This window comes from Streptomyces sp. B21-083, from assembly GCF_036898825.1.
Taxonomy (GTDB): Bacteria; Actinomycetota; Actinomycetes; order Streptomycetales; family Streptomycetaceae; genus Streptomyces.
This window is the reverse complement of record NZ_JARUND010000002.1, coordinates 2,375,310-2,401,239: the sequence shown is the minus strand read 5'-3', so window position 1 is coordinate 2,401,239 and position 25,930 is coordinate 2,375,310. Positions and strand designations below refer to the sequence as shown.

General features: G+C 69.1%; 19 protein-coding genes and 1 tRNA gene. 8 read left to right on the top strand and 12 right to left on the bottom strand.

What is annotated here, in order from left to right:
* Nucleotides 1-19 precede the first annotated feature (19 nt).
* Nucleotides 20-1,384: a pyridoxal phosphate-dependent decarboxylase family protein gene (locus QA861_RS34735; RefSeq protein WP_334592654.1), complete on the top strand. Its 1,365-nt coding sequence runs from the start codon at nt 20-22 to the stop codon at nt 1,382-1,384.
* Nucleotides 1,381-2,853, top strand: coding sequence for a lysine N(6)-hydroxylase/L-ornithine N(5)-oxygenase family protein (locus QA861_RS34730; RefSeq protein WP_334592653.1), 1,473 nt, complete (start codon nt 1,381-1,383; stop codon nt 2,851-2,853). Before QA861_RS34735 ends, QA861_RS34730 begins: the two co-directional genes overlap by 4 nt.
* Nucleotides 2,854-2,885: 32 nt before the next feature.
* Here QA861_RS34730 and QA861_RS34725 read toward each other — a convergent pair whose 3' ends face one another.
* Nucleotides 2,886-4,691 carry a bifunctional metallophosphatase/5'-nucleotidase gene (locus QA861_RS34725; protein WP_334592652.1) on the bottom strand — a complete coding sequence of 602 codons (1,806 nt, stop codon included), beginning with the start codon at nt 4,689-4,691 and terminating at the stop codon, nt 2,886-2,888.
* A gap of 150 nt (nt 4,692-4,841) precedes the next feature.
* On the opposite strand from QA861_RS34725, the gene QA861_RS34720 reads away from it, so the two are divergent.
* Nucleotides 4,842-5,564 (top strand): SIMPL domain-containing protein, encoded by a 723-nt coding sequence (locus QA861_RS34720; RefSeq protein WP_334592651.1) that lies wholly within the window; start codon nt 4,842-4,844, stop codon nt 5,562-5,564.
* A 133-nt stretch (nt 5,565-5,697) separates the two neighbouring features.
* Nucleotides 5,698-7,134 carry a pyruvate kinase gene (gene pyk, locus QA861_RS34715; protein WP_334592650.1) on the top strand — a complete coding sequence of 479 codons (1,437 nt, stop codon included), beginning with the start codon at nt 5,698-5,700 and terminating at the stop codon, nt 7,132-7,134.
* A 43-nt stretch (nt 7,135-7,177) separates the two neighbouring features.
* On the opposite strand, the gene QA861_RS34710 is transcribed toward pyk, so the two are convergent.
* On the bottom strand, nt 7,178-7,954 hold the full coding sequence (locus QA861_RS34710) for a helix-turn-helix domain-containing protein (protein ID WP_334592649.1): 777 nt from the start codon (nt 7,952-7,954) through the stop codon (nt 7,178-7,180).
* Between the two features lie 79 nt (nt 7,955-8,033).
* A tRNA-Leu gene (locus QA861_RS34705) sits at nt 8,034-8,117 on the bottom strand.
* Nucleotides 8,118-8,211: 94 nt separating this feature from the next.
* Between QA861_RS34705 and QA861_RS34700 the strand changes: the two genes are divergently transcribed.
* Nucleotides 8,212-8,868, top strand: coding sequence for an ANTAR domain-containing response regulator (locus QA861_RS34700; RefSeq protein ID WP_006382384.1), 657 nt, complete (start codon nt 8,212-8,214; stop codon nt 8,866-8,868).
* Nucleotides 8,869-8,953: 85 nt separating this feature from the next.
* Here the strand turns inward: QA861_RS34700 and QA861_RS34695 are convergent, their stop codons facing one another.
* The 8 genes from QA861_RS34695 to QA861_RS34660 form a co-directional block, all read right to left on the bottom strand.
* Nucleotides 8,954-9,670: an ABC transporter ATP-binding protein gene (locus QA861_RS34695; protein WP_334592648.1), complete on the bottom strand. Its 717-nt coding sequence runs from the start codon at nt 9,668-9,670 to the stop codon at nt 8,954-8,956.
* Entirely contained in the window at nt 9,667-10,539 is an 873-nt protein-coding gene (locus QA861_RS34690) for an ABC transporter ATP-binding protein (protein WP_334592647.1), read from the bottom strand. The genes QA861_RS34695 and QA861_RS34690 overlap by 4 nt, the downstream gene beginning before the upstream one ends.
* Before the next feature lie 5 nt (nt 10,540-10,544).
* Complete coding sequence (locus QA861_RS34685) at nt 10,545-12,317, bottom strand: branched-chain amino acid ABC transporter permease (RefSeq protein ID WP_334594941.1); 1,773 nt, start codon at nt 12,315-12,317, stop codon at nt 10,545-10,547.
* Nucleotides 12,318-12,322: 5 nt separating this feature from the next.
* Nucleotides 12,323-13,255 carry a branched-chain amino acid ABC transporter permease gene (locus QA861_RS34680; protein ID WP_334592646.1) on the bottom strand — a complete coding sequence of 311 codons (933 nt, stop codon included), beginning with the start codon at nt 13,253-13,255 and terminating at the stop codon, nt 12,323-12,325.
* A gap of 111 nt (nt 13,256-13,366) precedes the next feature.
* Complete coding sequence (locus tag QA861_RS34675; RefSeq protein WP_334592644.1) at nt 13,367-14,584, bottom strand: branched-chain amino acid ABC transporter substrate-binding protein; 1,218 nt, start codon at nt 14,582-14,584, stop codon at nt 13,367-13,369.
* A gap of 240 nt (nt 14,585-14,824) precedes the next feature.
* Entirely contained in the window at nt 14,825-15,505 is a 681-nt protein-coding gene (locus QA861_RS34670) for a hypothetical protein (RefSeq protein ID WP_334592642.1), read from the bottom strand.
* A gap of 246 nt (nt 15,506-15,751) precedes the next feature.
* Nucleotides 15,752-16,216: a PaaI family thioesterase gene (locus tag QA861_RS34665; RefSeq protein ID WP_334592641.1), complete on the bottom strand. Its 465-nt coding sequence runs from the start codon at nt 16,214-16,216 to the stop codon at nt 15,752-15,754.
* 71 nt (nt 16,217-16,287) lie between these two features.
* Nucleotides 16,288-18,567 (bottom strand): FdhF/YdeP family oxidoreductase, encoded by a 2,280-nt coding sequence (locus QA861_RS34660; RefSeq protein WP_334592640.1) that lies wholly within the window; start codon nt 18,565-18,567, stop codon nt 16,288-16,290.
* A gap of 176 nt (nt 18,568-18,743) precedes the next feature.
* On the opposite strand from QA861_RS34660, the gene polA reads away from it, so the two are divergent.
* Nucleotides 18,744-21,470, top strand: a complete 2,727-nt coding sequence (gene polA / locus QA861_RS34655; RefSeq protein ID WP_334592639.1) for a DNA polymerase I — start codon at nt 18,744-18,746, stop codon at nt 21,468-21,470.
* A 976-nt stretch (nt 21,471-22,446) separates the two neighbouring features.
* Here polA and QA861_RS34650 read toward each other — a convergent pair.
* The gene (locus QA861_RS34650) at nt 22,447-23,400 is read right to left on the bottom strand and encodes a DUF4184 family protein (protein WP_334592638.1); all 954 of its coding nucleotides are present in this window, start codon (nt 23,398-23,400) and stop codon (nt 22,447-22,449) included.
* Between the two features lie 429 nt (nt 23,401-23,829).
* Between QA861_RS34650 and QA861_RS34645 the strand changes: the two genes are divergently transcribed.
* Together QA861_RS34645 and QA861_RS34640 are read left to right on the top strand one after the other, a co-directional pair.
* Nucleotides 23,830-25,608, top strand: coding sequence for a lytic transglycosylase domain-containing protein (locus QA861_RS34645; RefSeq protein ID WP_334592637.1), 1,779 nt, complete (start codon nt 23,830-23,832; stop codon nt 25,606-25,608).
* A gap of 173 nt (nt 25,609-25,781) precedes the next feature.
* Nucleotides 25,782-25,916 carry an SPW_0924 family protein gene (locus QA861_RS34640; protein ID WP_334592636.1) on the top strand — a complete coding sequence of 45 codons (135 nt, stop codon included), beginning with the start codon at nt 25,782-25,784 and terminating at the stop codon, nt 25,914-25,916.
* Nucleotides 25,917-25,930 lie beyond the last annotated feature (14 nt).

Here is a 25,930-nt window from a genome sequence, read left to right as displayed (position 1 = left end):
GCGCCCCGGGAGGACCACCATGCGCACGCCGCCCCTCGCCTCCGGCGCCGAAGGCCCCGACGCCCTGCGGCCGTTGCTCGACACGGTCCTCAGCGCCCTCGTGGACGGCGGACACGCGCGCGGCGGTCCCCTCCCGGCCGGCGGCCCGGCGGCCGTCGCCCAGCGGGTCCGCGACGCCGCCGGGGACGTACTGCCCGACAAGGGCGACGACAACGCCCTGTACGACCTCGTACGCGCCCTCGCCGAAGGCGCCGCCGACCCGGCCCACCCCCACTGCGCCGCCCATCTGCACTGCCCGCCCCTCGCCGTCGCCACCGCCGCCGACCTCGCAGTCAGTGCCCTCAATCCGTCTCTCGACTCCTGGGACCAGTCCCCGGCCGCCTCCGAGCTGGAAACCCTCGTCACACGCGCCCTCGCCGCCGAGACCGGCGCCGCGGACGCCCTCGTCACCACCGGCGGCACCGAGTCCAACCAACTCGCCCTGCTCCTCGCCCGCGAGACACACCCCGGCGTCCGCCTCCTCCACGGAGCCAACGCCCACCACTCGCTGCCCCGCGCCGCCTGGCTCCTCGGACTCCCCGAACCCGTCACCGTCCCCGCCCCCGCCGGCACCCTCGACCCGGCCGCCCTCGACGAGGCCCTCACCGAACTGTCAGGCCCCCGCGGCTCGCTCCTCGTCGCCGCCACCGCCGGCACCACCGACGCCGGACTCATCGACCCACTGCCCCAGATCGCCGCCCTCTGCGCCGCCCACGGCGCCCGGCTCCACATCGACGCCGCCTACGGCGGCGGACTCCTCTTCAGCGGGCGCCACCGCACCAGACTGACCGGCCTCGAACACGCCGACACCGTCACCCTCGACCTGCACAAACTCGGCTGGCAACCCGTCGCCGCAGGCCTCCTCACCGTCAAGAACCCCCACGACCTGACGGCGCTCGCCCACCGCGCCGACTACCTCAACGCCGACGACGACACCGAAGCAGGCCTCCCCGACCTCCTAGGCCGCTCCCCGCGCACCACCCGGCGCCCCGACATCCTCAAGATCGCCGTCACCCTCAAAACCCTCGGCCGCGAAGGCCTCGGCGCCCTCGTCGACCAGGTCTGCGCACACGCCCACGAGTTCGCCCGACTCGTCGACACCCACCCCGGCTTCGAACTCCACGACACACCCACCATCAGCACCGTCCTCTTCCGGCCCGCCGGGGCATCCGACGACACCGTCGCCGCCGTACGCAGACAACTCCTCCACGACGGACGCGCCGTCCTCGGCCGCGCCCACGTAGACGGCCACCTCTGGCTCAAGGTCACCCTCCTCAACCCCCACACGCGGCCCGAAGACCTGGCCGCACTTCTGAAGCTGGTGGAAGGAAACACCCCCCGATGACACCCCCCACGCCCAACGACAACCCCGCCGCCTCCACCCCCGACACCCCCCACGACCTCGTCGGCATCGGTATCGGCCCCTGCAACCTCTCCCTCGCCGCGCTCGCCCACCCCCTCACCGACCTCGACACCGTCTTCTACGAACAACACCCGCGCTTCGACTGGCACCCCGGACTCCTCCTCGACGGCGCCACCGTCCAAGTCCCCTTCCTCGCCGACCTGGTCACCCTCGCCGACCCCGCCAGCCCCTGGTCCTTCCTCAGCTACCTCAAGAGCCGCGACCGGCTCTTCCCGTTCTACTTCGCCGAGCGCTTCCAGATCCGACGCGCCGAATACGACGCCTACTGCCGCTGGGTCAGCGAGAACCTGCCCCGACTCCACTTCGGGCACCAGGTCGACGCCGTCCGCTGGAACCCCGAACGCGACGTGTTCGAAGTCGACTTCACCCAACTCGACGCCGAAGGAGAAGCCGAGGCCCTCGGCCGGACCTACACGAAGAACGTCGTCCTCGGCATCGGCAGCGAGCCCTACGTCCCCGACCCCCTCAAACCCCTCGTCGAAGCCCCCACCGTGCCCGTCCTGCACGCGGCCGACTACCTCGCCCACCGCGACCGGCTCCTCACCGCCGAACACGTCACCGTCATCGGCTCAGGACAGACCGGCGCCGAGATCTTCCTCGACCTCCTGCGCCACCGCCCCGCCGGACGCGACAAGATCCACTGGCTGGGACGCACCGAGGCCTTCGCCCCCATGGAGTACTCCAAACTCGGCCTCGAACACTTCACCCCCGACCACACCCGCTACTTCCACGCCCTCGCCGAACCCGTACGCGACCGCCTCGTCGCCGCGCAATGGCAACTCCACAAAGGCATCGGCGCCGACACCATCGCCGCCATCCACGACGAGCTCTACCAGCGCACCCTCCACGGCGGCTGGCCCGAAGCCGTCCTCACCCCCGGCGTCCACGTCCGCACCGCAGGCCGCGTCGCCACCACCAAGGTCGAACTCCACCTCGAACACACCCAGCAGGGCACCCGCTCCCGCCTCACCACCGACGCCGTCGTCCTCGCCACCGGCTACCGAGACCGCCCCCTCGACCGCGTCCTCGCCGGACTCGACCCCTACCTCCGCCGCGACAACTCCGAACGCCCCCGCATCGACGAACAGTTCAGACTCGTCCTCGACCCCGCCATCACCGGCTCCGGCAGCCACGTCTACGTCCAGAACGCCGAACTCCACACCCACGGCGTCGGCACCCCCGACCTCGGACTCGTCGCCTGGCGCAGCGCCGCCATCCTCAACTCCCTCACCGGCAGCGCCCCCTACCCCCAGCCGACCAGAACCGCCTTCACCACCTTCGGCCTCGACCGGCCACTGCCCGGGGTCCCGACACCCCGCCAGAGCCAGGAGCGAGACAAACGCGAAAAGGGCCAGCACCATGTGCTGACCCCCCTCGTGGACGGAATCTGAGGCAGCCACCCGCCCCCGTCGGCAACCGGTGACTAGAACACCGGTGTACCGTCGCGCGTCAACTTCCAGTCCACCGACGCGAACTCCTTCGGATCAAGCACACCCTTCGCCGTCACCCACTCGGAGATCCGGGTCCGGATCTCCGTCGACTCCGACCACAACTCCTGCGCCGACGCCACATGCGGGAACGCCCCGCCACCGTTGGCACGGTAGTTGTTCACCGCGAACACGAACTGCTGGGCGTCATCCAGAGCGACACCGTCGAACGCCAGGTTCTTGATCCGCGAACCGGCCGCCTGCGCGATGTCGATGTCGTACGTCAGCCCCGACACATAGTCGTAGTTGTAGTCCGGCCGGTTCTCCGCGTTCGTCAACTTCTCCACGTCGACCACCGCGCCCGGCGCCGTCCGCACGAAGTACTGCGCCGAGTGCTCCAGGTACGCCCGCACCTGCGCGCCCGTCAGCAACTTCGCGACCAGCGTGTTGTCGTACACATACAGACTCGACAGATCCCGGATGGTCACCTCGCCGGCCGGGATCTCCGACGTCCGCGAGAACGGCGACGCCTGCGCGATCACCGGCAGCGACGCGTACGGCGTCCCCACCAGCGCCGCCCTGACCACGTCCTCCTGAACCTTCGTGATCAGGTCGATGATCGGAGCGTCCTTGTAACGCGCCTCCACCGTCGTCAACGTGGCCGTCGCCGTACCGACCACCTGATTGACGTACGCCACGACAACGGCGTGCTCGTCCTTCAACAGCTTGGTGATCTTCGGGTCGTCCGCGACCGTCTTCGAGTCACGCACGGTCGCCGAGACCGACTCGACCGCCCACTTGCCCTTCTCGAAAACCAGCTCGACATCGAACAACGACAGCCGCTCCGCATACGCCAGCGGCTCCGACAGCACCACCGTCTTCCCGGTCGCCGTGTTCGTGACCTTCAGCTCGGCGATCTCCGTGTGCGCGTGCCCGACCAGAATCGCGTCGATACCCGGCACCTGCTGCGCCACGAGCGCCGCCGAGTTCTCGACGTACGGCAGCTGGTCCCCGTACGAAGACGTACCCGAAGACCCCGAGTGCGCCGACACCACCACCACATCCGCGCCCATCGAACGCAGCTTCGGCACCCACTTCGCCGCCTGCTCCTCCAGACCCGGGAACGTCAGCTTCCCCTGCACATACGCCTTGTCCCAGATCGCGATACCCGGGTTCGTCAGCCCCAGCACCGCCACCTTGACCGGCGGAGCACCCTTCACATGAAACGTCTTCATCAAGAAGGGCGGAAACGCCGGCTTCAGCGTCTTCGCGTCCAGCGCGTTCGCACCCAGCAGCGGGAAACGGCACTGCGACTCGAACTTGCGCAGCGTCTCGATGCCGTAGTTGAACTCGTGGTTGCCCAGCGCCACCGCGTCGTACCCGATCGCGTTCATCGCCTGCGCCATCGGGTGCACCGGACCACCCTTGGCGGTGATCGGGTCGACCTTCGCGTAGTAGTACGTCAGCGGGGTGCCCTGAATCGTGTCGCCCGCGTCGAGCAGCAGTGTGTTGCAGCGCCCCTTCTCCCTGCGGACCTGCTCCACCAGCGTCGAGATACGGGCCAGCCCCTGCGCGTTGCCCTGCGCGTCGGAGTACTCCGCGTTCTTGAAGTAGTCCCAGTTGAAGACATGACCGTGCAGATCGGTCGTGCCCATCACGGTCAGGGAGTACCGCTTCACCGGCTTCACGGGCTTCCTCGCCTCCGCGGCCTGCGCCGCCGGAGCCACGACAGCACTGGTCAGCGCCACCCCCGCACCGGTCACGGCGGACTTCTTCAGGAACTTCCGGCGGTTCAACGGCATGGTTAGGGCTCCTTGGGGAATGGTCAACGACGCGCGTAGATTCTGACCCGAGCATGACCGGCCGCAACAGCCCCCAAAGGTTTCGATCTGGTGACCGGCAGACTCCGGAACACCGTCCGCGACCGCCCTACGGCTGACAGAGTGGGACGTATGACCTCCAGCCCGGAGCACCCCACCACCCCCGCCGTCCCCTACGGCACCCCCGACGCCCCCCGCATCGCCGTCCGCGGCGAAGCCCACCTCGAAGTCGACCCCGAGATCGCCCGCATCGGCATCACGGTCGGAGCGAGGGGCACGGACCGCCGCTCGGCACTGGACGACCTCACCCGCCGCAACGCCACCGTCCTCGACCTGGTGAAATCGTACGGCGAGGCAGTGGAACGCCTCGAAACGGGAGCCTTCTCCATCGCCCCGGAACTCACCAAACACGGCCGCGGCGAACGCGTCCGCGCCTACCACGGCCGCGTCCACCTCACCGCCGAACTCACCGACTTCACGGCCCTCGGCGAGCTGGCCGGCAAACTCGCCGACCTGGACCTCACCGGGGTCGACGGCCCCTGGTGGGCCCTGCGCCCCGACTCCCCGGCCCACCGCGACGCCCGCAGACAAGCGGTACGAGAAGCGGTACAACGAGCCCGCGAATACGCCGAAGCCCTCGGCACCTCACTGGCAGCCCTCGTCGAACTGGCGGACCTGGGCGCGGAGGCCGCACAGCCCATGGACTACGGGGTCCAGTCCCGTTCCCTGCGCCGCGCGGCCTTCGCAGGCGCCGAGGTCACGGACGAGGCGGCACCGCTCGACCTCGAACCCCAGCGCCAGCAGGTCTACGCACAGGTGAACGCCCGCTTCACCATGGTGCCGCCACAGCTGTGATCAGGTCACTCAAATGCTCATCGGAGCGATGCCTCGCACACTTAAACGGATGTCAACGACCCTTCATACAACGGTTGTTGAGTCGTCATGCGGCGCCAATTCGCTACCCACCGGTAAGGCCTACGCTCGAAGTATGCGCCGAGCAAAGATCGTCTGTACTTTGGGCCCCGCCACCGACTCCTACGACCGGATCAAGGCACTGGTCGACGCCGGAATGGACGTAGCCCGCTTCAACCTCAGCCACGGCACCTACGCCGAACACGAGGCGCGATACCAGCACGTTCGAAAGGCCGCCGACGAAACCGGCCGCAGCATCGGCCTCCTCGCCGACCTTCAAGGCCCGAAGATCCGACTCGGCCGCTTCGCCGAAGGCCCCGTACTCCTCGAACGCGACGACACCTTCACCATCACCGTCGAGGAGGGCGTCGAAGGCGACCGCCAGACCTGCGGCACCACCTACGCGGGCCTCGCCGCCGACGTCACCCCCGGCGAACGCATCCTCGTCGACGACGGAAAGGTCTGCCTCGAAGTCACCGCCGTCGACGAACCCCGCGTCCACACCAAGGTCGTCGAAGGCGGAGTGATCTCCGACCACAAGGGCCTCAACCTCCCCGGCGTGGCGGTGTCCGTCCCCGCCCTTTCCGACAAGGACGAAGCGGACCTGCGCTGGGCGCTGCGCACGGGCTTCGACGTCATCGCCCTCTCCTTCGTCCGCAGCGGACGCGACATCGACGACGTCCACCGCATCATGGACGAGGAACACCGCCGCCTCCCGGTCATCGCCAAGGTCGAGAAGCCCCAGGCCGTCGACGCGATCGACGACATCGTCGCCGCCTTCGACGGCATCATGGTCGCCCGCGGTGACCTCGGCGTCGAAATGCCCCTGGAACAGGTCCCGATCGTCCAGAAGCGTGCGATCAAGCTGGCGAAGCGCAACGCCAAGCCGGTCATCGTCGCCACGCAGATGCTCGACTCGATGATCGAGAACTCGCGCCCGACCAGGGCGGAGGCGTCCGATGTCGCGAACGCGGTCATCGACGGCACGGACGCGGTGATGCTGTCCGGCGAGACGAGCGTGGGCAAGTACGCCATCGAGACGGTCCGCACGATGGCGAAGATCGTGGAAGCGGCCGAGGAGGACATGCTGGCCAAGGGCCTGCCTCCCCTGACGGATCGCAACAAGCCCCGCACGCAGGGCGGCGCCGTGGCCCGGGCGGCGGCCGAGATGGGCGACTTCCTCGGCGCGAAGTTCCTGGTGGCGTTCACCCAGTCCGGCGACACGGTGAAACGCCTGTCCCGCTACCGCTCCCCGATCCCCCTCCTGGCCTTCACCCCGGACCCGGCGACCCGGTCCCAGCTGACGCTGACGTGGGGCGTGGAAACCTTCCTCGGCCCTCATGTCGACTCCACGGACGCGATGGTCGACCAGGTGGACGAACTGCTCCTGCAGTACGGGCGCTGCCGGCAGGGCGACGTGGTCGTGATCACCGCCGGCTCCCCGCCCGGCGTCTCCGGCTCCACCAACCTGGTCCGCGTCCACCACATCGGCGAGGACGACAGCCCCAAGTAGCGTGAGCGGGGCCCCTCTTGGCGGAGGGGCCCTGTTTCCCCGGTCAGTACTTCGGGCCTACGTGGGTGTCCATGAGGGCTACGGAGGCTTTGCGGGCTACGGAGATGTTCTTGGCGTTCGCTCGCTTCCAATCGACGCCGACCTTGTCGAGGGTGTCGGTGTAGAGCTCTCTGATGTCGGACGAGAGGTTCGTGAAGAAGTAGCGCGGGTATTCGTAGCGCTTCTTCTCGCCCGAGATGAGGCGCGTGGTCCAGTTGATCATGCGGCAACCGTCTGAGTGGATGAGCCCTCGGATGAACTGCCAGGGGCTGGAATCGACGATCGCCTGTTGCCATGGTTCGAGAGCTATGAGGCGTTCGTGCTTCTTGCCGGTGCCGTGCTGGGGGAACAGGCAGCGAAGATGGTTGGAATAGAGCTTCACGTCGTGGCAACCGATCTTGGGGGCGCGGCAGACGGCGTTGTTCGGAAAGACCGTGCGCATGGCCAGCTCGCACTCGTCCATGAGGCCGGGCCAGGAGTCGTCGCAGGTGATTACGAGACTGGGACTCCGGTGACCAGACCAATTGGCGATGTAGCCATCGCCCAAATAGAGGCCCAGCAGGTACGAGTACGCGACCTCGTCGAGGGGCCGATCGTCGCACCGGGGACACATCGGCACTGGTCTCCCAGGGCATTCGCCGTGCTTTGAACGGTCCACGTGGAGCCACTTGCCGACAGTGCCCACGGGGACGTTGAGTTGCCGGGCGACATCCGCGTTCCGCATGCCACCACGCAAGAGCGCGACCGCCTTCTGTCGCACGTCGGTGCCGTGAAAGTTCATGCGAACACTCTGTGTCACTGATCGCGACGACACGCAGCAAAAAGCGGATGTTCACCAGGACGTGGACATCCGCTTGGAGTGCCGGGTATGGGATTCGAACCCACATGTCCTTTCGGACAGAGGTGTTTGAGACCTCCGCGTCAGCCAATTGCGCCAACCCGGCCTGAGTGCTGTTGGGAGTGTACCCGGTGACCACAGTCGGCATCATCTAGGTAGGCTCTTGCCAGCAGCATTCTGCCCTGAACGAGGAGCTCCCCGTGACCGCCCCCGAGTCGCCCCAGCCCGTAGACGCGCCCGACGACGACAAGTCGCACGTGCCTCCGCTGACGACCCGTGTCGTCATTGCCGAGGACGAGGCGCTCATTCGGCTCGATCTCAAGGAGATGCTCGAAGAGGAGGGCTACACCGTCGTCGGTGAGGCCGGTGACGGTGAGCAGGCCGTGGAGCTTGCCCGTGAGCACCGCCCCGATCTCGTCATCCTCGATGTGAAGATGCCGAAGCTCGACGGCATCTCGGCGGCGGAGAAGATCGCCGCGGAGTCCATCGCGCCGGTGCTGATGCTGACCGCCTTCTCGCAGCGCGACCTCGTCGAGCGGGCCCGGGACGCCGGGGCCATGGCGTACCTCGTGAAGCCGTTCAGCAAGAGCGACGTCGTGCCGGCGATCGAGATGGCGGTTTCGCGGTTCAACGAGATGCGGACCCTGGAGAAGGAGATCGCGGATCTCACTCTGCGGCTGGAGACCCGCAAGCTCGTCGACCGTGCGAAGTCGGTCCTGCAGACGGAGTACGGCCTGTCCGAGCCCGCCGCGTTCCGGTGGATCCAGAAGACGTCGATGGACCGCCGTATGTCCATGCAGCAGGTCGCCGAGGCGGTCATCGCGGACGCCGAGGAGAAGAAGGCCGCCAAGGGCTGACGCGGCCCACGGACGGACGTAGACGTACGAGAGGCCCGCACCCCTGGCCGGGGGCGCGGGCCTCTCGTACGTGCTGTCGAAGGACTCAGTCCTCGCCGAGGTACGCCTTGCGGACCGACTCGTCGTGGATGAGGTCCTGGCCGGTGCCGGAGAGGACGATGTTGCCGACCTCCATGACGTGGCCCTGATCGGCGAGGGAGAGCGCCGCCTGGGCGTTCTGCTCGACGAGGAGGATGGTCGTGCCGGAGGCCTTGAGTTCGGCGATGGTGGCCATGATCTTCTGCATCATGATCGGGGAGAGGCCCATGGAGGGCTCGTCGAGCATGAGCAGTTTCGGCTGGGACATCAGGGCGCGGCCCATGGCGAGCATCTGCTGTTCGCCGCCGGAGAGGGTGCCCGCTGCCTGCTTCCTGCGTTCGCCCAGGATGGGGAAGAGGTCGTAGGCGCGCTGGATGTCCTTCTCGATGCCGGCCTTGTCGGTGCGCAGGAACGCGCCGAGCTGGAGGTTCTCGGTGATCGTCAGCCGGGGGAAGATGTGGCGTCCCTCGGGGGAGTGGGCCAGGCCGAGGGCGACGATCTTGTGGGCGGGGACGCCGGTGAGCGGCTTGCCGTCGAAGATGACGCGGCCGCTGCTGGGCTTGAGCAGTCCGGAGAGGGTGCGCAGGGTGGTGGTCTTGCCGGCGCCGTTGGTCCCGATGAGGGTGACGATCTGGCCGGCTTCGACGGTGAAGGAGATGCCCTTGACGGCTTCGATCTTGCCGTAGGCGACCTTGAGGTCTTCGACCTCTAGCAGCGCGGTCACTTGGCGGGTCCTTCCGTGCTGGTGGTGCTCTGCGCTCCGGAGGTTTCGGCGGCTTCGACTTCGGCGATCTCCTCGTCGCCGGGGGCGCCTTCGAAGGGGGTGCCGAGGTAGGCGGCGATGACTCGGTCGTCGTTCTGGACGACTTCGGAGGTGCCCTCGACGAGTTTTTCGCCTTGGACGAGACAGGCGACGCGGTCGCTCAGGTTGAAGATGAAGCGCATGTCGTGCTCGATGACGAGGACGGCGATGCCCCGGTCGCGGATGGCGAAGACGAGGTCCTCGGTCGCGCGGGTCTCCTGGGGGTTCATGCCGGCGGTGGGCTCGTCCAGGAGGAGGAGGCCGGGTTCGCTGGCCATGGCCCGGGCGATTTCGAGCTTGCGCTGTTCGCCGTAGGGGAGGTTGCGGGAGAGGTGGTCGGCCTTGTGGGCGAGACCGATGAACTCCAGGAGTTCCATGGCGCGTTCACGGGAGGTGGCTTCGGCCTTGCGGAAGCCGGGGCCGCGCAGGAGGGCCGACCAGAGGCCTTCCTTGGTTCTGGTGTGGCGGCCGACGAGCACGTTTTCCAGGACGGTCATGTTGGCGAAGAGCCGGATGTTCTGGAAGGTGCGGGCGATGCCGGCGCTGGTCACCAGGTGGGGCTTGGGCGGGAGGACCTTGCCCTTGTAGGAGACCTTGCCTTCGGTGGGGACGTACAGGCCCGTCAGGCAGTTGAAGAAGGTGGTCTTGCCGGCGCCGTTGGGGCCGATGAGGCCGACGATCTCGCCGGCGTTGACCGTGAGGTCGACGTTGCGTACGGCGGTGAGGCCGCCGAAGCGCATGGTGACGCCGGTGGCTTCGAGGACGGGGCTGGTGGCCGTGGTGGTGGTCATGCTGGTCACGCCCCTGCCTTGGTGACGCCGACGGTGGTGTCGGGGAGGCCGGTCTCGGGGATGTCGAGTTGGTCTGTCTCGTGGAATTCGAGTTGGCGGCGCCGGTTGGCGATGATGCCTTCGGGCCTGAAGCGCATGAGGACCACGAGGGCGATGCCGAAGGCGAAGAGCTGGTACTCCTTGAGGAAGCCGAGCTTCTCGGGGAGGAGGTAGAGGAGTGTGGCGCCGAGGATGGGGCCGTTGACGGTGCCCATGCCGCCGAGGACGACCGCGGCGAGCAGGAAGGCCGAGTTCGGCGGGACGGAGCCGGCGAACTGGTAGGGGGCGGGGTTGACGCTGTAGCCGACGTGGGCGCTGACCGTGCCGGCGAGGCCGGCGAGGGAGGCGCCGAGTGCGAAGGCGATGAGCTTGACGCGGAAGCCGTTGATGCCCATGGCGGTGGCGGCGGTCTCGTCCTCGCGGATGGCGATCCAGGAGCGGCCGATGCGGGAGTCCGCTGCCCGGTTGAAGACGACCACGACGATCGCGGTGATGATCAGCATCAGCAGGAAGTAGTTCGCGAATCGGCCGAGGGTGATCGAGCCGATGTCGTGGGACGTTCCGAAGTTGAAGCCGAAGATCTCCAGGTCGGGGATCATCGAGATGCCGTTGGGGCCGTTGGTGATGTTGGGGCCGGAGGTGCCGTCGAGGTTGTTGACGGTGATGCGGAAGATCTCTCCGAAGCCCAGGGTGACGATGGCGAGGTAGTCGCCGCGCAGTCGCAGGGTGGGGGCGCCGATGAGGACGCCGAAGACGAGTGAGGCGAGCATGCCGGTGAGCATGGCGGCCCAGAAGGGGAACTGGACGCCGGAGAACCGGGAGAACTCGGAGCCGGAGACCAGGGCCGCGGCGTAGGCGCCGACGCCGAGGAAGGCGACGTATCCGAGGTCGAGGAGTCCGGTGAGGCCGACGACGATGTTGAGGCCGAGGGCGACGGTGGCGACGACGAGGATGTTCACGCCGAGGTTGGCGTTGTGCTCGTCGTTCTCGACGAAGGGGAAGAGTGCCGCGGCGAGGAAGGCCATGGAGGTGGCGAATCCCTTGTGGCGGGCGTTCAGCTCTGAGATGCGGTCGAAGAGGCCGGCGGTGAGCAGTGCCCAGGCGCCGAAGACGACCAGCAGCAGGTAGCCGAGGAACGTTTCGCTGGCGTCCGGGTCGACGCCGATGCCGTAGGCGAAGACGACCAGGGCGAGAGCGGTGGCGGCGGAGATCACCAGGCGCTCGACCCAGGCGGGGAGGCTGTGCGCCGCGGGGATGTTCTGGGGCTTGGTGACGTAGCTCTTGAACGTGTCGCCGGGCCGGGGGAGCGCGAGGGCGCCGATGAGGGCCACCAGTGAGGCGATGGCGGCGATGTAGGCGCCGGGGTCGAGGGCCACGAGGCCCTTGAGGTCGACGGCGATGGCGATGGCGCTGAACCAGCTGACGGCGAAGGCGGAGGTGGCGGCGAGGACGACGGGTGCGGTGGCGCCTGCCGGGTTGAGCCAGTTGAGGCCGCGTACGTTCCAGAGGGTGAGCGCGTACAGGAGGGTGAGTGCGCCGGCGACGAGGGCGAGGATCTGGAGTCCGGCCGGGGAGCCGTAGTAGGTGAGGTCCCCGGGGAAGTCGGACGTGTAGGTCCAGGACATGAACGTGCTGGCGATGGTGCCGACGGCGCCGACGGCGATGAGGGCGCGGGCTGCGCTCTGGGGGAGTGCGATGAGGCCGCGTGGGGTGGCTGTGGTCTTCTCGGTGGTTGCCATGGTGGTCACGCCCTGTCCGCGACGCGTTCGCCGACCAGGCCTTGTGGCCTGAACAGCAGTACGAGGATGAGGAGGACGAAGGCCCATACGGACGCCCAGCCGCCGCCTCCGAGCTGCTGCATGCCGGGGATGCCGTCGATGTAGGAGGTGGCCATGGTTTCGGCGAGGCCGAGGACGAGGCCGCCGATCATCGCACCGTAGATGTTGCCGATGCCGCCGAGGACGGCGGCGGTGAACGCCTTGAGTCCCATCTGGAAGCCCATGTCGTACTTGACCGAGCCGTAGCGCAGGCCGTAGGCGACGGCGGCGACCGCGGCGAAGAAGCCGCCGATGGCGAAGGCGATCACGATGATGCGGTTGGTGTCGATGCCCATGAGCTGGGCGGTGTCGGGGTCCTGCGCGGTGGCCTGCATGGCGCGGCCGGTGCGGGAGAGGCTGACGAAGAGGGCGAGGGCCGCCATACAGAGCGGGGCGGCGACGATGACGAAGACGGAGCCGCTGCTGATGCTGATGGAGCCGAGGTGCCAGGGGCCGAAGTCCAACTGCGGGAAGTTGCGGTCGGTCTTGGCGTCGGGGTACCAGTTGAAGACGGCCTGCTGGAGGGCGAGGGAGAGGCCGATGGCGGTGATGAGGGGTGCGAGGCGTGGCGCTCCGCGTAGTGGTCGGTAGGCGAAGCGTTCCGCCCCGACGGCGATGAGGACGGAGACGATTCCGCCGCCGATGAGCATCGCTGGTAGGGCTATCCACATGGATGTGCCGTCGGGCAGGACGAAGAGGTAGACCGTGAGTGCGCCGAAGCCTCCGGTCATGAAGATCTCGCCATGGGCGAAGTTGATGAGCTGGACGATGCCGTACACCATCGTGTAACCGATGGCGATCAGCCCGTACATCGAGCCGAGGAACAGCCCGTTGGCCAGCTGCTGCGGCAGAGTGTTCACCGCGTGGCCTCCATGTGGGTGGTGGGGAGTGAGCAGGGCGTGAAGCGGGCCGCGCGGTGACGGTGTGGTCGTGGCCGCGCGGCCCGTGGGTGGTGCTAGCGGCGGTGGGGATCAGCCGTTGAACGTGCCGCTCTTGACGGCCTTCCACTTACCGTCGACGACCTGGTAGACGGTGAGCTGCTTGTTGGTGGTGTCGCCGTACTCGTCGAACGAGACGGGGCCGGCGATGCCGTCGAACTTGGTCTTCTGGACCTCGTCGACGATCTTGGCGCGGGCGCCGTCCGGGATCTTGCCGTCCTTCACGACGTTGCCGATCGCCTTGATGATGGCGGTCGCGGCGTCGTAGGAGTAGCCACCGTAGGTGCCGTAGTCGCCCTTGAGGCCGGAGGCCTTGTACTTCTTGATGAAGTCCGCGGCGGAGGGCAGGGAGTCGACGGGCTGGCCGACGGAGGTGACGAGGTCGCCTTCGGAGGTCTTGCCGGAGGTCTGGATGTAGGTGTCGGAGAACATGCCGTCGCCGCCGAACAGCGGGATCTTGGCGCCGCCGTCCTTGAGCTGCTTGGTCAGCTTCTCCGACTCGTCGTACTGGCCGCCGTAGTAGACGAGGTCGGCCTTGGAGTTCTTGATCTTGGTGACGAGGGCCGAGAAGTCGGTGTCGCCGGTGTTGACGTGGTCCTCGCCCGCGACCTTGCCGCCGGACTTGGTGAAGCCGGCCTTGAAGAGCTTGGCCAGGCCGGCGCCGTAGGTCTGCTTGTCGTCGACGATGAAGACGTTGCGCTTCTTGAGCGTGGTGGACGCGTATTCGGCCGCGAAGCCGCCCTGGAGGGCGTCGGTGGTGGCGGTGCGGAAGTACGTCTTGAAGGGACGCGACTTCGCCGTCTGCCAGTTCTTGCCCTGGGTGAGCTCGGGCGCCGTGTTGGAGGGCGAGACCTCGACCAGGTTGGCGGTGGCGAAGACCTGCTGCATCTGGGTGGCGACACCGGAGTTCAGCGGGCCGACGACGCCGAGAACCTTGTCGTTGCTGACCAGTTGGGTGGCGTTCGACTGGCCCTGGGCCGGGATCGCCTTGTCGTCCAGCGCCAGGACCTTGAAGGTCACGCCGGGGACGGTGTTGTTCTTGTTGGCGTCATCGACGGCGATCTGCACGCCACCCTGGATGCCGAGGCCCGTGGCGGAGTTCTGGCCGGTCAGCGGGGCGTCGACGCCGATGATGATCTCGGTCTTGTCGCTGCTCTTGTCTCCACTGTTGTCGCGCGAACCGCAGGCGGTCAGTGCGAGTGCTCCGGTGGTGAGCATGGAGGTGAGTACGACCAAAGAACGCTGACGCACGATTAAATCCTCTCCCTGGCGCAGCGGCCCTGCTGGGCTGCCGTGTGTCTCGCCGGGCCGTACTGGGGTGGAGCAAACCGTGCTGCAGACGCGCCCGGCGGCGCGGTGACTGGCCGTGACTCTAAGCCCCTCTGTGCACGGGAGCATCTTGGAGGGCTGGCTTGTGACTTTCTTGTTATGACGTGCCGGTTGATGATCCTTGGCGGAAGTTGATCTCGGCCAGTTTGGCCGGAATTACTCTCAGTCCATATTTTGAGAATATGGAGCTTCGATTGCCTCTGCCTGTGTCCTCGTGCTTGGCCGCGGGGGCAAAGGGTCGCAGGCGGTGTGGAGCAGCGTGGCGAGGTCGTCGGGGTAGGTGCCGCCGAAGATGAAGCGGTGATGTTGTATTGCGCGTGTGTTACGCAGCGTTACGGCGAGCGAGGGTCGATGCCTGTCGAGGGGGAGGCCGGTGCAGCGGATCACGGATATCTGGACGGTGATCCGACGGGTGGTCCCCGCGTTGATGGTGGTGGTGGTCTGGGCGGGTGAGATGCGGGCGGTGAGACCGGCGACGGCGGCGCCGTCGACGCGCAGGGTCACGGGGGGCCCGCTGTGTACGGTCACCGCGAACCGGAAGAGGCCGCTGGCGGGCGCGGAGTCGAAGGTCGCGGCGAGTCCGGTGTACCGGAACGTGGTGACGGTCGAGGGCCACGGGATGGGGATGAGGGTGCTGGTCGGCCCGGACGGCTTCGGGGGCAGTAGGGCGATGACTCCGGCTGTCGCGGCGGCGAGCGCGGCGGCGCAGAGAGTGGCTCTGCGGACGCGCGGCGACGCGGCCTTCCAGCGGTGTGCGAGACGTGGTGTGTCGGCACCGATGATTTCGTAAGTCTCTTGCGCGTCCGGCGAGTTGACGGGTTCGACGGGGCCGATGCCGGTCATGGTCGCAGCCTCATGCGGGAACGGTAGTGGGGGGTGGCCGGGCAGGCAACGGGGACCTTCGGCAAGGGTGGGGCGGCAGGTCGGGGCCGGTGCGGCCCCGGCGGGGTTTGCGCCCTTCCGGCGTCGAACCGCGCCTCCGGCCTGTCCGGCGTTCGAGGGCGATGCCCGGTCGGGGCCGCTGGGGGTCCGGGGGCGCAGCCTCCTGGGGCAGGAGGGGTAAAGGGCGGAGGGGGTGAGGAAGCGCCCTCATGCCGCCGCGGGCGCGTCACGCAGCAGGCACGTCAGACGCGCCGTGCATACGCGCTTGTCGGCCTCGTCCGTGATCACGATCTCGTACGTCGCTGTCGACCGCCCCCGGTGCACCGGTGTGGCCACGCCGGTGACCAGGCCGGAGCGGGCCCCGCGATGGTGGGTGCAGTTCAGGTCCACGCCGACGGCGATCTTCGCGCTGCCCCCGTGCAGCATCGCCCCGACCGACCCGAGCGTCTCGGCCAGCACCGCGGAAGCGCCGCCGTGCAGCAGGCCGTACGGCTGTGTGTTGCCCTCGACGGGCATCGTGCCGACGACCCGGTCGGCCGACGCCTCCACGATCTGCACGCCCATCCGGTTGCCGAGGTGGCCCGCGGAGAACATGGCGATCACGTCGATACCCAGTGCCGTGTACTCGTCGATGACCTGCTGCGGGAACTTCACGTGCTGCTGCTCGCCCATGGGGCCCGGCTCCGTTCGTCGTGATCGGTGCGGTGTCCGCACGCCTGTGTCCTCGTCCACTGAGCAAACGCTCAGTCGGTGGCCGATTGTTCCAGACGCACGACCACGGACTTGCTGGCCGGGGTGTTGCTGGTGTCGGCGGTGGCGTCCAGCGGGACCAGGACGTTGGTCTCCGGGTAGTAGGCCGCCGCGCAGCCCCGCGCTGTCGGGTAGAACACGATCCGGAACCCGGGCGCCCGCCGTTCGACGCCGTCCTTCCACTCGCTCACGAGATCGACGTACGACCCGTCCGCGACCCCCAGGGTCGTTGCGTCCTCGGGGTTGACCAGGACGACCCGGCGGCCGTTCTTGATGCCCCGGTAGCGGTCGTCCAGGCCGTAGATCGTGGTGTTGTACTGGTCGTGCGAGCGCAGGGTCTGCAGCAGCAGGCGGCCTTCTGGGAGCTGGGGGAACTCGACGGGCGCTGCGGTGAAGTTGGCCTTGCCGGTGGCGGTGGGGAAGCGGCGTTCGTCGCGTGGGGCGTGCGGGAGAGCGAAGCCCGCCGGGTCGGCCACGCGCGCGTTGAAGTCCTCGAAGCCCGGGATCACGCGAGCGATGCGGTCGCGGATCGTCGCGTAGTCCTTCTCGAACTCCTCCCAGGGCGTGCGGGACTCCTCGCCCAGGACACTTCGGGCCAGGCGGCAGACGATGGCCGGCTCGGAGAGGAGATGCGTGCTCGCCGGGTTCAGGCGGCCCCGGGAGGCGTGCACCATGCCCATGGAGTCCTCGACCGTCACGAACTGCTCGCCGCTGCCCTGCAGATCCCGCTCGGTGCGGCCGAGGGTCGGCAGGATCAGCGCACGCGCGCCCGTGACGGCGTGCGAGCGGTTCAGCTTCGTCGACACGTGCACGGTGAGGCGTGCACGGCGCATGGCCGCCTCCGTGACCTCCGTGTCGGGCGAGGCGGAGACGAAGTTGCCGCCCATGGCGAAGAAGACCTTCGCCTCGCCGTCGCGGAGGGCGCGGATGGCCCGTACGACGTCGTAGCCGTGTTCGCGGGGCGGGGCGAAGCCGAACTCCTTCTCCAGGGCGTCCAGGAAGGCGGGGGCGGGGCGCTCGAAGATGCCCATCGTGCGGTCGCCCTGCACGTTCGAGTGGCCGCGCACCGGGCACACGCCGGCGCCGGGGCGGCCGATGTTGCCGCGCAGGAGAAGGAAGTTGACCACTTCGCGGATGGTGGGCACGGAGTGCTTGTGCTGGGTCAGGCCCATCGCCCAGCACACGATGGTGCGTTCGGAGGCCAGCACCATGCCGAGGGCTTTCTCGATCTCCGCGCGCGTGAGGCCCGTCGCGGTGAGGGTCTCGTCCCAGTCGGCGGCGCGGGCCGCCTCGACGAACTCCTCGTAGCCGTGGGTGTGTTCGCCGACGAAGTCCTCGTCGACCGCACCCTCGGTGTCGAGGATGAGCTTGTTGAGGAGGCGGAAGAGGGCCTGGTCGCCGCCGATGCGGATCTGCAGGAACAGGTCGGTGAGGGCCGCGCCCTTGAGCATGCCCTGGGGGGTCTGCGGGTTCTTGAAGCGTTCCAGGCCCGCCTCGGGCAGCGGGTTGACGCTGATGATCCGCGCGCCGTTCGCCTTCGCCTTCTCCAGGGCGGAGAGCATCCGGGGGTGGTTGGTGCCGGGGTTCTGGCCGGCGACGATGATCAGATCGGCCTTGTAGAGGTCCTCAAGGAGGACGCTTCCCTTGCCGACGCCGATGGTCTCGTTGAGCGCGGAACCCGATGACTCGTGGCACATGTTCGAGCAGTCGGGGAGGTTGTTCGTGCCCAGTTCGCGGGCGAACAGCTGGTAGAGGAAGGCCGCCTCGTTGCTGGTGCGGCCCGAGGTGTAGAAGAGGGCCTCGTCCGGCGAGGCGAGGGCCTTCAGCTCCTCGGCGACGATGTCGAAGGCGCGGTCCCAGGAGACCGGTTCGTAGCGGTCGGCGCCCTCGGGCAGGTACATGGGGTGGGTGAGGCGGCCCTGCTGGCCCAGCCAGTAGCCGCTGCGGCCGGCCAGGTCGGTCACGGTGTGGGTGGCGAAGAACTCCGGGGTGACGCGGCGCAGGGTGGCTTCCTCGGCGACGGCCTTCGCGCCGTTCTCGCAGAACTCCGCGGCGTGCCGGTGCTCGGGCTCGGGCCAGGCGCAGCCCGGGCAGTCGAAGCCGTCCTTCTGGTTGACGCGCAGGAGGGTGAGCGCGGTGCGGCGGACGCCCATCTGCTGCTGGGCGATGCGCAGGGTGTGGCCGATGGCGGGCAGGCCTGCCGCCGCGTGCTTGGGGTCGGCGACCTGGGGCGCGTCCTGGACCGGATCACTCTTGGGCGGCTTGCTGGCCATGGCTGAGCCCCTTCGCTTGCACGTGTGTCTCCGCTTGCACGTGGTGGGCGTGCGCATGGTTCGCCTGCGTATGTGCCACCTGTTCGATCCTCGCACGGGGCAGTGACAACGGCGTACCGGGTCCTGGAGGGCCCGGGCGGCCCGCGTTGTCAGTGGCACGTGGCAGGATCGGGGTCGTGGCAGAAACAGCATCGAAGAAGACCGAGAAGACCTCCGGCACGGGCCGCCCCCGGCTGATGCTCATGGATGGGCATTCGCTGGCGTACCGCGCGTTCTTCGCGCTGCCCGCGGAGAACTTCACGACCGCGACGGGCCAGCCGACGAACGCGATCTACGGCTTCGCGTCGATGCTCGCCAACACGCTGCGCGACGAGGCGCCCACGCACTTCGCGGTGGCGTTCGACGTGTCCCGCAAGACCTGGCGCTCCGAGGAGTTCACGGAGTACAAGGCGAACCGGTCGAAGACGCCGGACGAGTTCAAGGGCCAGGTCGAGCTGATCGGCGAGCTGCTCGACGCGATGCACGCGGAGCGGTTCGCCGTCGACGGTTTCGAGGCCGACGACGTCATCGCCACGCTGACCACGCAGGCCGAGGCCGAGGGCTTCGAAGTACTGATCGTCACCGGCGACCGGGACTCCTTCCAGCTGGTCACCGAGAACACGACGGTGCTGTATCCGACGAAGGGGGTCTCGGAGCTGACCCGGTTCACCCCGGAGAAGGTCTTCGAGAAGTACGGGTTGACGCCGGCCCAGTACCCGGACTTCGCGGCGCTGCGCGGCGACCCGTCCGACAACCTGCCGGGCATTCCGGGGGTCGGTGAGAAGACGGCGGCGAAGTGGATCAACCAGTTCGGGTCGTTCGCGGAGCTGGTGGAGCGGGTCGAGGAGGTCAAGGGCAAGGTCGGGCAGAACCTGCGTGACCACCTGGAGGCCGTGAAGCTCAACCGCCGGCTCACGGAGATGGTCCGGGACGTCGAACTCCCGAAGACGGTCACGGACTTGGAGCGGGCGGCGTACGACCGTACGGCGGTGGCCGTGGTCCTCGACACCCTGGAGATCCGGAACCCCTCGCTGCGCGAGCGCCTGCTGGCCGTCGACCCGGGCGCCGAGGAGGTCGAGGCCGGACCGGTGGCCGAGGGCGGCGTCGAGGTGGACGGGACGGTGCTCGGCGCGGGCGAGCTGGCCCCCTGGCTCACCGAGCACGGCACACAGGTGCTCGGCGTCGCCACGGTCGACACCTGGGCGCTGGGCACCGGCTCGGTCGCCGAGGTCGCGCTCGCCGCGGCCGGGGGAGCGGCGGCCTGGTTCGACCCGGCGGAGCTTGACGAGGCCGACGAGAACGCGTTCGCGGCCTGGCTGGCCGACGCGGACCGGCCCAAGGTGTTCCACAGTGCCAAGGGCGCGATGCGGGTCTTCGCGGAGCACGGCTGGACCGTGGCCGGGGTCAGCATGGACACGGCCCTCGCCGCGTACCTGGTGAAGCCGGGCCGGCGTTCCTTCGACCTGGACGCGCTGTCCCTGGAGTACCTCGGCCGTGAACTGGCGCCCGCCGCGACGGCGGACGGCCAACTGGCCTTCGGTACGGACGAGGGAGCGGAGGCCGATTCCCTGATGGTGCAGGCCCGCACGATCGTCGACCTGGGCGAGGCGTTCGGCGAGCGCGTCCAGGAGGTCGGCGCGGTGGATCTGCTGGGGGACATGGAGCTGCCGACTTCGGCACTGCTGGCCCGCATGGAGCGGCACGGCATCGCGGCGGACCGGGCCCACCTCGAAGCCATGGAGCAGATGTTCGCGGGCGCGGTGCAGCAGGCGGTGAAGGAGGCGCACGCGGCGGCCGGCCACGAGTTCAACCTCGGCTCGCCCAAGCAGCTTCAGGAGGTCCTCTTCGGGGAGCTGGGCCTGCCGAAGACGAAGAAGACGAAGACGGGCTACACGACGGACGCGGACGCCCTGGCGTGGCTCGCGACGCAGACGGACAACGAACTGCCGGTCGTCATGCTCCGCCACCGCGAGCAGGCGAAGCTGCGCGTCACCGTCGAGGGCCTGATCAAGACGATCGCGGCGGACGGCCGTATCCACACGACGTTCAACCAGACGGTGGCGGCGACGGGCCGGCTGTCCTCCACGGACCCCAACCTCCAGAACATCCCGGTCCGCACGGACGAGGGCCGGGCCATCCGTCGCGGTTTCGTGGTCGGCGAGGGCTTCGAGTCGCTGATGACCGCGGACTACAGCCAGATCGAACTCCGGGTGATGGCCCATCTCTCCGAGGACGAGGGCCTGTTGGAGGCGTTCACGTCCGGTGAGGACCTGCACACCACGGTCGCCTCCCAGGTGTTCGCGGTGGACCGCTCGGCGGTGGACGCGGAGATGCGCCGCAAGATCAAGGCGATGTCGTACGGCCTGGCGTACGGTCTGTCGGCCTTCGGCCTGTCCGGACAGCTGAACATCGACGCCGGCGAGGCACGCGGCCTGATGGACACGTACTTCGAACGCTTCGGCGGCGTACGGGACTATCTGCGCCGGGCGGTCGACGAGGCACGGGCGACGGGCTACACGGAGACCCTGTTCGGCCGCCGCCGGTACCTCCCCGACCTGAACAGCGACAACCGCCAGCGCCGCGAGATGGCCGAGCGCATGGCCCTGAACGCCCCGATCCAGGGCACGGCGGCGGACATCGTCAAGATCGCCATGCTGAACGTGGGCCGGGCGCTCGAGGAGACGAAGCTCAAGTCCCGCATGCTGCTCCAGGTCCACGACGAAATCGTCCTGGAGATCGCCCCGGGCGAGCGCGAGGCCACGGAGGAGCTGGTCCGCCGCGAGATGGCGGGCGCGGTGACCCTCCGGGCGCCCCTGGACGTTTCGGTGGGCTCGGGGCTCGACTGGGAGTCGGCCGCGCACTAGCAGCTCCGCCGGGTGGGCGGTCGAGCAGACGGTTCGTTGTCTGCGGGACGGCGGTCGGCGGGTGGGTTTGAGCCGCGTGCCCGCGCGACCCAGGCCCACGCGGCTGACAACAGGGCGCGGTACCGCCCCCGGTCGGCCGCCGGCAGGGAAGCCGCCCCGTCGGCCGCAGAGTGAGAGGGCCGGGGGCGGGGGAGGGCGAAGCCCCGGCGGAGGTGTGCCGTACCGAGCGAGGCGGATGGGCCGGCACCGTCGGACCCGGCGAGGGGGCGGGGCGCAGGCTTCGGTTCAAGTGTGCGGTGGCAAGCCGGGTGGATGCGCGCGCGGGGACCGCCGGGCCAGTGCGAGGCGGTTTGGCGAAGGCTTCGGTCCAGGTGTTGGTGGCGGGTCGGGTGGGTGCGCGCGCGGGGACCGCAGGGCCGGTGCGAGGCGGTTTGGCGAAGGCTTCGGTACAGGTGTGTGGTGCCTGGCCAGCTGGGCGGGCAGACGGGCCGGGCCACCGGGGCAGCCGGAAGTGTCCCGGGGCGTTTCGGGTGCCCCGGGCAGGCGCCGGGTTCGGTGCGGCCCGTGTCCCGTCACGGGTCCATGAACTGGTCCCGGACAACTCTCCCCCGACCCGCCGGGTACGTCACCCGCGTGGCCCCCGCGAACACGCCTCGCCAGGGCCCGCCCGACAGGATGCGGGCATGGGTATACGCACGCTCATCCGCCGGACGGCTCCCACGCGGCCCTCCCCGGTACCGGCATTCGCGGCCGACGCGAGCACCGCCCGCAGCCCCGGCAGCAGCCCGGCGGGCGAACCCCTCGGACGCCGTGCGGAGGCCCTCCGGCACGCGCTCGCACCGCACCCCCGCATCCGCCGCACCCGCCGTGCCCACCTCGGGCCACGCTCCGGCCCGCCGGTGTCCGGCCGCGCCCAGACCTGGCGCCTCTGGGTCGGCTGGGGGCGAGGCTGGCCGCGCCGCCCGCTCCGCGGCGGTCAGCGGGAACCCGCACGGCCTCCGGCCCGTCCACCGGCGTGATCCGCCGCATCCTCCGCCGAGAGACCTTCTGAAGGACCTCCTGCACGACCTTCTGCGTGGTCTTCCGTACGGAGGTGATGGCCTTCAGCGGCGCGAGCCCCCGTCCGCTCCCCGGGACGCCAGGCCCTGACCCTGACGCCCACCGCGTACAGGACCAACCCCGACAGCAGACCCGCACCCACTCCGAAGCACAGCGTCGGGATCACCTCCCAGAGCTTTGCCTTCGCACCCCAGTACGACCACCAGCGCAGCACCCGCTGTACCGCTCCCACCGCCGCGCAGCCGCCGATCACGGCGCAGGCCAGCCACCGGTCCCGTACCGACAGCACCGGTACGCCCGTCGGTTCGCCCGTGCCGGTCCGCCGTAGCGCGTGGTATACGAACCCCGCGATGACCACCGCGGCCAGCGCCGAACTGCCGTACTGCAGGTACCAGTACAGAGGTGAGCCCCGCAGATCGCTGTCGAGGACGGGGAACAGCCGCACCCCCCACCGGTCGTGGTGCGTGAACGCGTCCCAGACGACATGGGTGAGGGCGCCGAAGGCGGCCGAGGCGTACCACCGCAGCGCCAGGGACGGTGTCACGCGCGCGCGGGGTGTGCCGCAGCGCAGCAGGGTGGCCGTCCGGCCCTGCCCGGCGCGGGGCAGCAGGGCCACCAGCGGCTCGCGCAGGAACAGCCACAGGGCCACCAGCGCCCAGGCGACGACCACGTCGATCGTGAAGACGCCCGGGAAGGAATGGGTGACTTCGCCGAACTCCATTGCCTGGGGCAGGACGCTCGCCGCGAAGTAGGTCAGGTCGGGAGAGAAGGAGCCGGCGACGAGTACCGCCGGTATCAGTCGGCCGCGTCCGGTTCCGTCGGCGCGTACGGCGGGCAGTACGGCCGCCGCGTGGCTGAGAGTGAACGGCAAAAGGGCTCCCTGGAGCGGATGTTGGCGGCGGCGAACCGTCCCGGTGATCACCGGCGTCCAGTATGCGGGACGGCTACAACCTGCGGCGGGTGTTACGGGTCAGTAGAGAGGTGCGGGAAAAGACGCATGCGGGCCACCCGGGTCCGCGCGACACGGCAGAATCACAGTTGGTCAATCGGTGAATATCGGGCACGAACGGGTGTTCGCGCAACACAAGTTGTCGTAGGGTCGCCTGGGTCGGACTGCTGGGGAGCACGGACGAACACGGGCGCGTAATGAAGGCGTAACGCACGAACAAGGCGTGGAATCGGGCGAAATGGCCGATTCGCAAGACTGACCGAGATCGGTCGGGGCTGGCCGAGATCGGCCGGGACCGGGCGAAAACAGGCGGAACAGGGCGACTTGTCGCCCGCGGGAGGGGTTCTCTGTATGGCGGCGTACATCGGCAGGAGGCTCCGCAAGGGGGCGGCGACGACCGCCGTGGCCGCGCTCGCGGTCGCGGCTCTGTCCGCGTCCCAGGCCCCGGGAGCGACGGTCGACGACCAGGGCAGACGGACCGCCAGCGACTCCCAGCCCACGTCGGAGGTGACGACCGACGACAGCGCGAGCGCGACCGGCAACTCGCCGTACTACACGGACCTTCCGCCGCTCCACAGCCCGAACCCCAGTCCGAGCCCGACGCAGTCGTCGGCCATCGGCACGCCTGTCTCGCGCGGCGAGGCCGAGGCCGGCATACCCGCGACCGTCCTCGACGCCTACAAGAAGGCCGAGGCGGCGCTCGGCACGGCCAAGCCCGGCTGCAACCTGCCCTGGCAGCTCCTCGCGGCCATCGGCAAGGTCGAGTCCGGTCAGGCCCGTGGCGGCCGGGTCGACGCGAACGGCACCACGACCAGCCCGATCCTCGGCCCGCAGCTCGACGGCAACGGCTTCGCGCTCATCAAGGACACCGACAACGGCGCCTACGACGGCAACAGCAGCTACGACAGCGCCGTCGGGCCCATGCAGTTCATCCCGTCCACCTGGGCGTGGGCGGGCCGCGACGGCAACGGCGACGGCAAGAAGGACCCCAACAACGTCTACGACGCGGCCCTCGCCGCCGGCCACTACCTGTGCCGGTTCGGCTGGGACCTGTCGACGCAGGCCGACCTCGACCGGGCGATCCTCAGCTACAACAACTCGACGGAGTACCTGAACCTCGTCCTGTCGTGGCTGGAGTACTACCGCAAGGGCATCCACGAGGTCCCGGACGGCACGGGCACGCTGCCCGCGGGCCGCAGCGACGGCAACTCCGGGGCGAGCCCCACTCCGTCACCGGACACGACGACGCCGAGGCCCGCCCCGAACAAGCCGGGGACGACCACACCGGGGACGAGCACCCCGGCCCCGGCGAAGCCGGGCAAACCCACGGTGCCGACCCCGACCCCGGTCCCCACACCCACGCCCACCGACACGGTGGACCACCTGGAGGACGCGGGGACCGCCAAGCTCACCGCGATGGCGGGGGACGCGTTCACCAAGAAGATCAGCACCCGCGCGGAGACCTCCGACGGCAAGGCGGTCGGCAAGGTCAGGATCCGATTCACTGTCGTCGGCGACACCGACACCACCTTCACCGGCGGTGAGAGCGTCGCCACGGTCGTCACCGGCAGCACCGGAGTCGCCGTCGCGCCCGCGCTCAAGGCGGGCGAGAAGACAGGCGACTTCACCGTCCGCGCGATCGTCGTCGGCCGTACGGTCACCGGCGTCGACTACACGGCCACCGTCACCGCCCGCGCCGCCGACACCCTCGCCCGCACCGGCACCACCGCCCTCACCTGCGTGGCGGGCGGCGAGTTCGCCGACCAGGTCGAGGTCAGGGCGACGTACGACGGCGCCCTCGCGGACAACGTCGCGGCCACCGCGACCCTGGTCACCTCGGCGGACGACGCGACCGTGAACACCAAGGGCCCCTACTTCAAGGACGCGGACGGCAAGACGGTCCGCACCCTCACGGGGCTCGAAACGGACGCGAACGGCCTGCTCAAGCTGCCCAAGCTGTACGCGGACGACACGGTCGGCACCTTCCTGCTCCGCATCACCACCACCGGCGGCGCAACCCTGACCGTCGAGCTGACGGTGACGGCGGCACCCACCCCGACGGAATCGGCGGGACCAGCGGCTCCGACCGAGTCGGCCGGCCCCTCGGCCTCCGCCTCCCCGAGCGCGTAGGCCGTCGTACTCGTTCAGCCGTCACGCGCTCATACGCAGGACAGCGGCACCCCGTTCACGGCGAGGGGTGCCGCTTTCGTGCGTACGAGTTGTTCTCATCTTGGCCGACCGTTGCTACGGTGCCCCGACCTGACACCCCATCAGCTAACCGCCGGCAGCCGGGGAGGCCCCCTATGCGAGCCCTGATCGCCGCCGCGACCGGCCTCGCCCTCGCGTTCGCGCTCGTCCTCACGATCACGACCCTGGGCACGCCGACGGGCACGACGTCCCCGAAGCCGCTGCTCACGACCGTCCCGCCACATCCGTAGCCGCCGTACCTCTT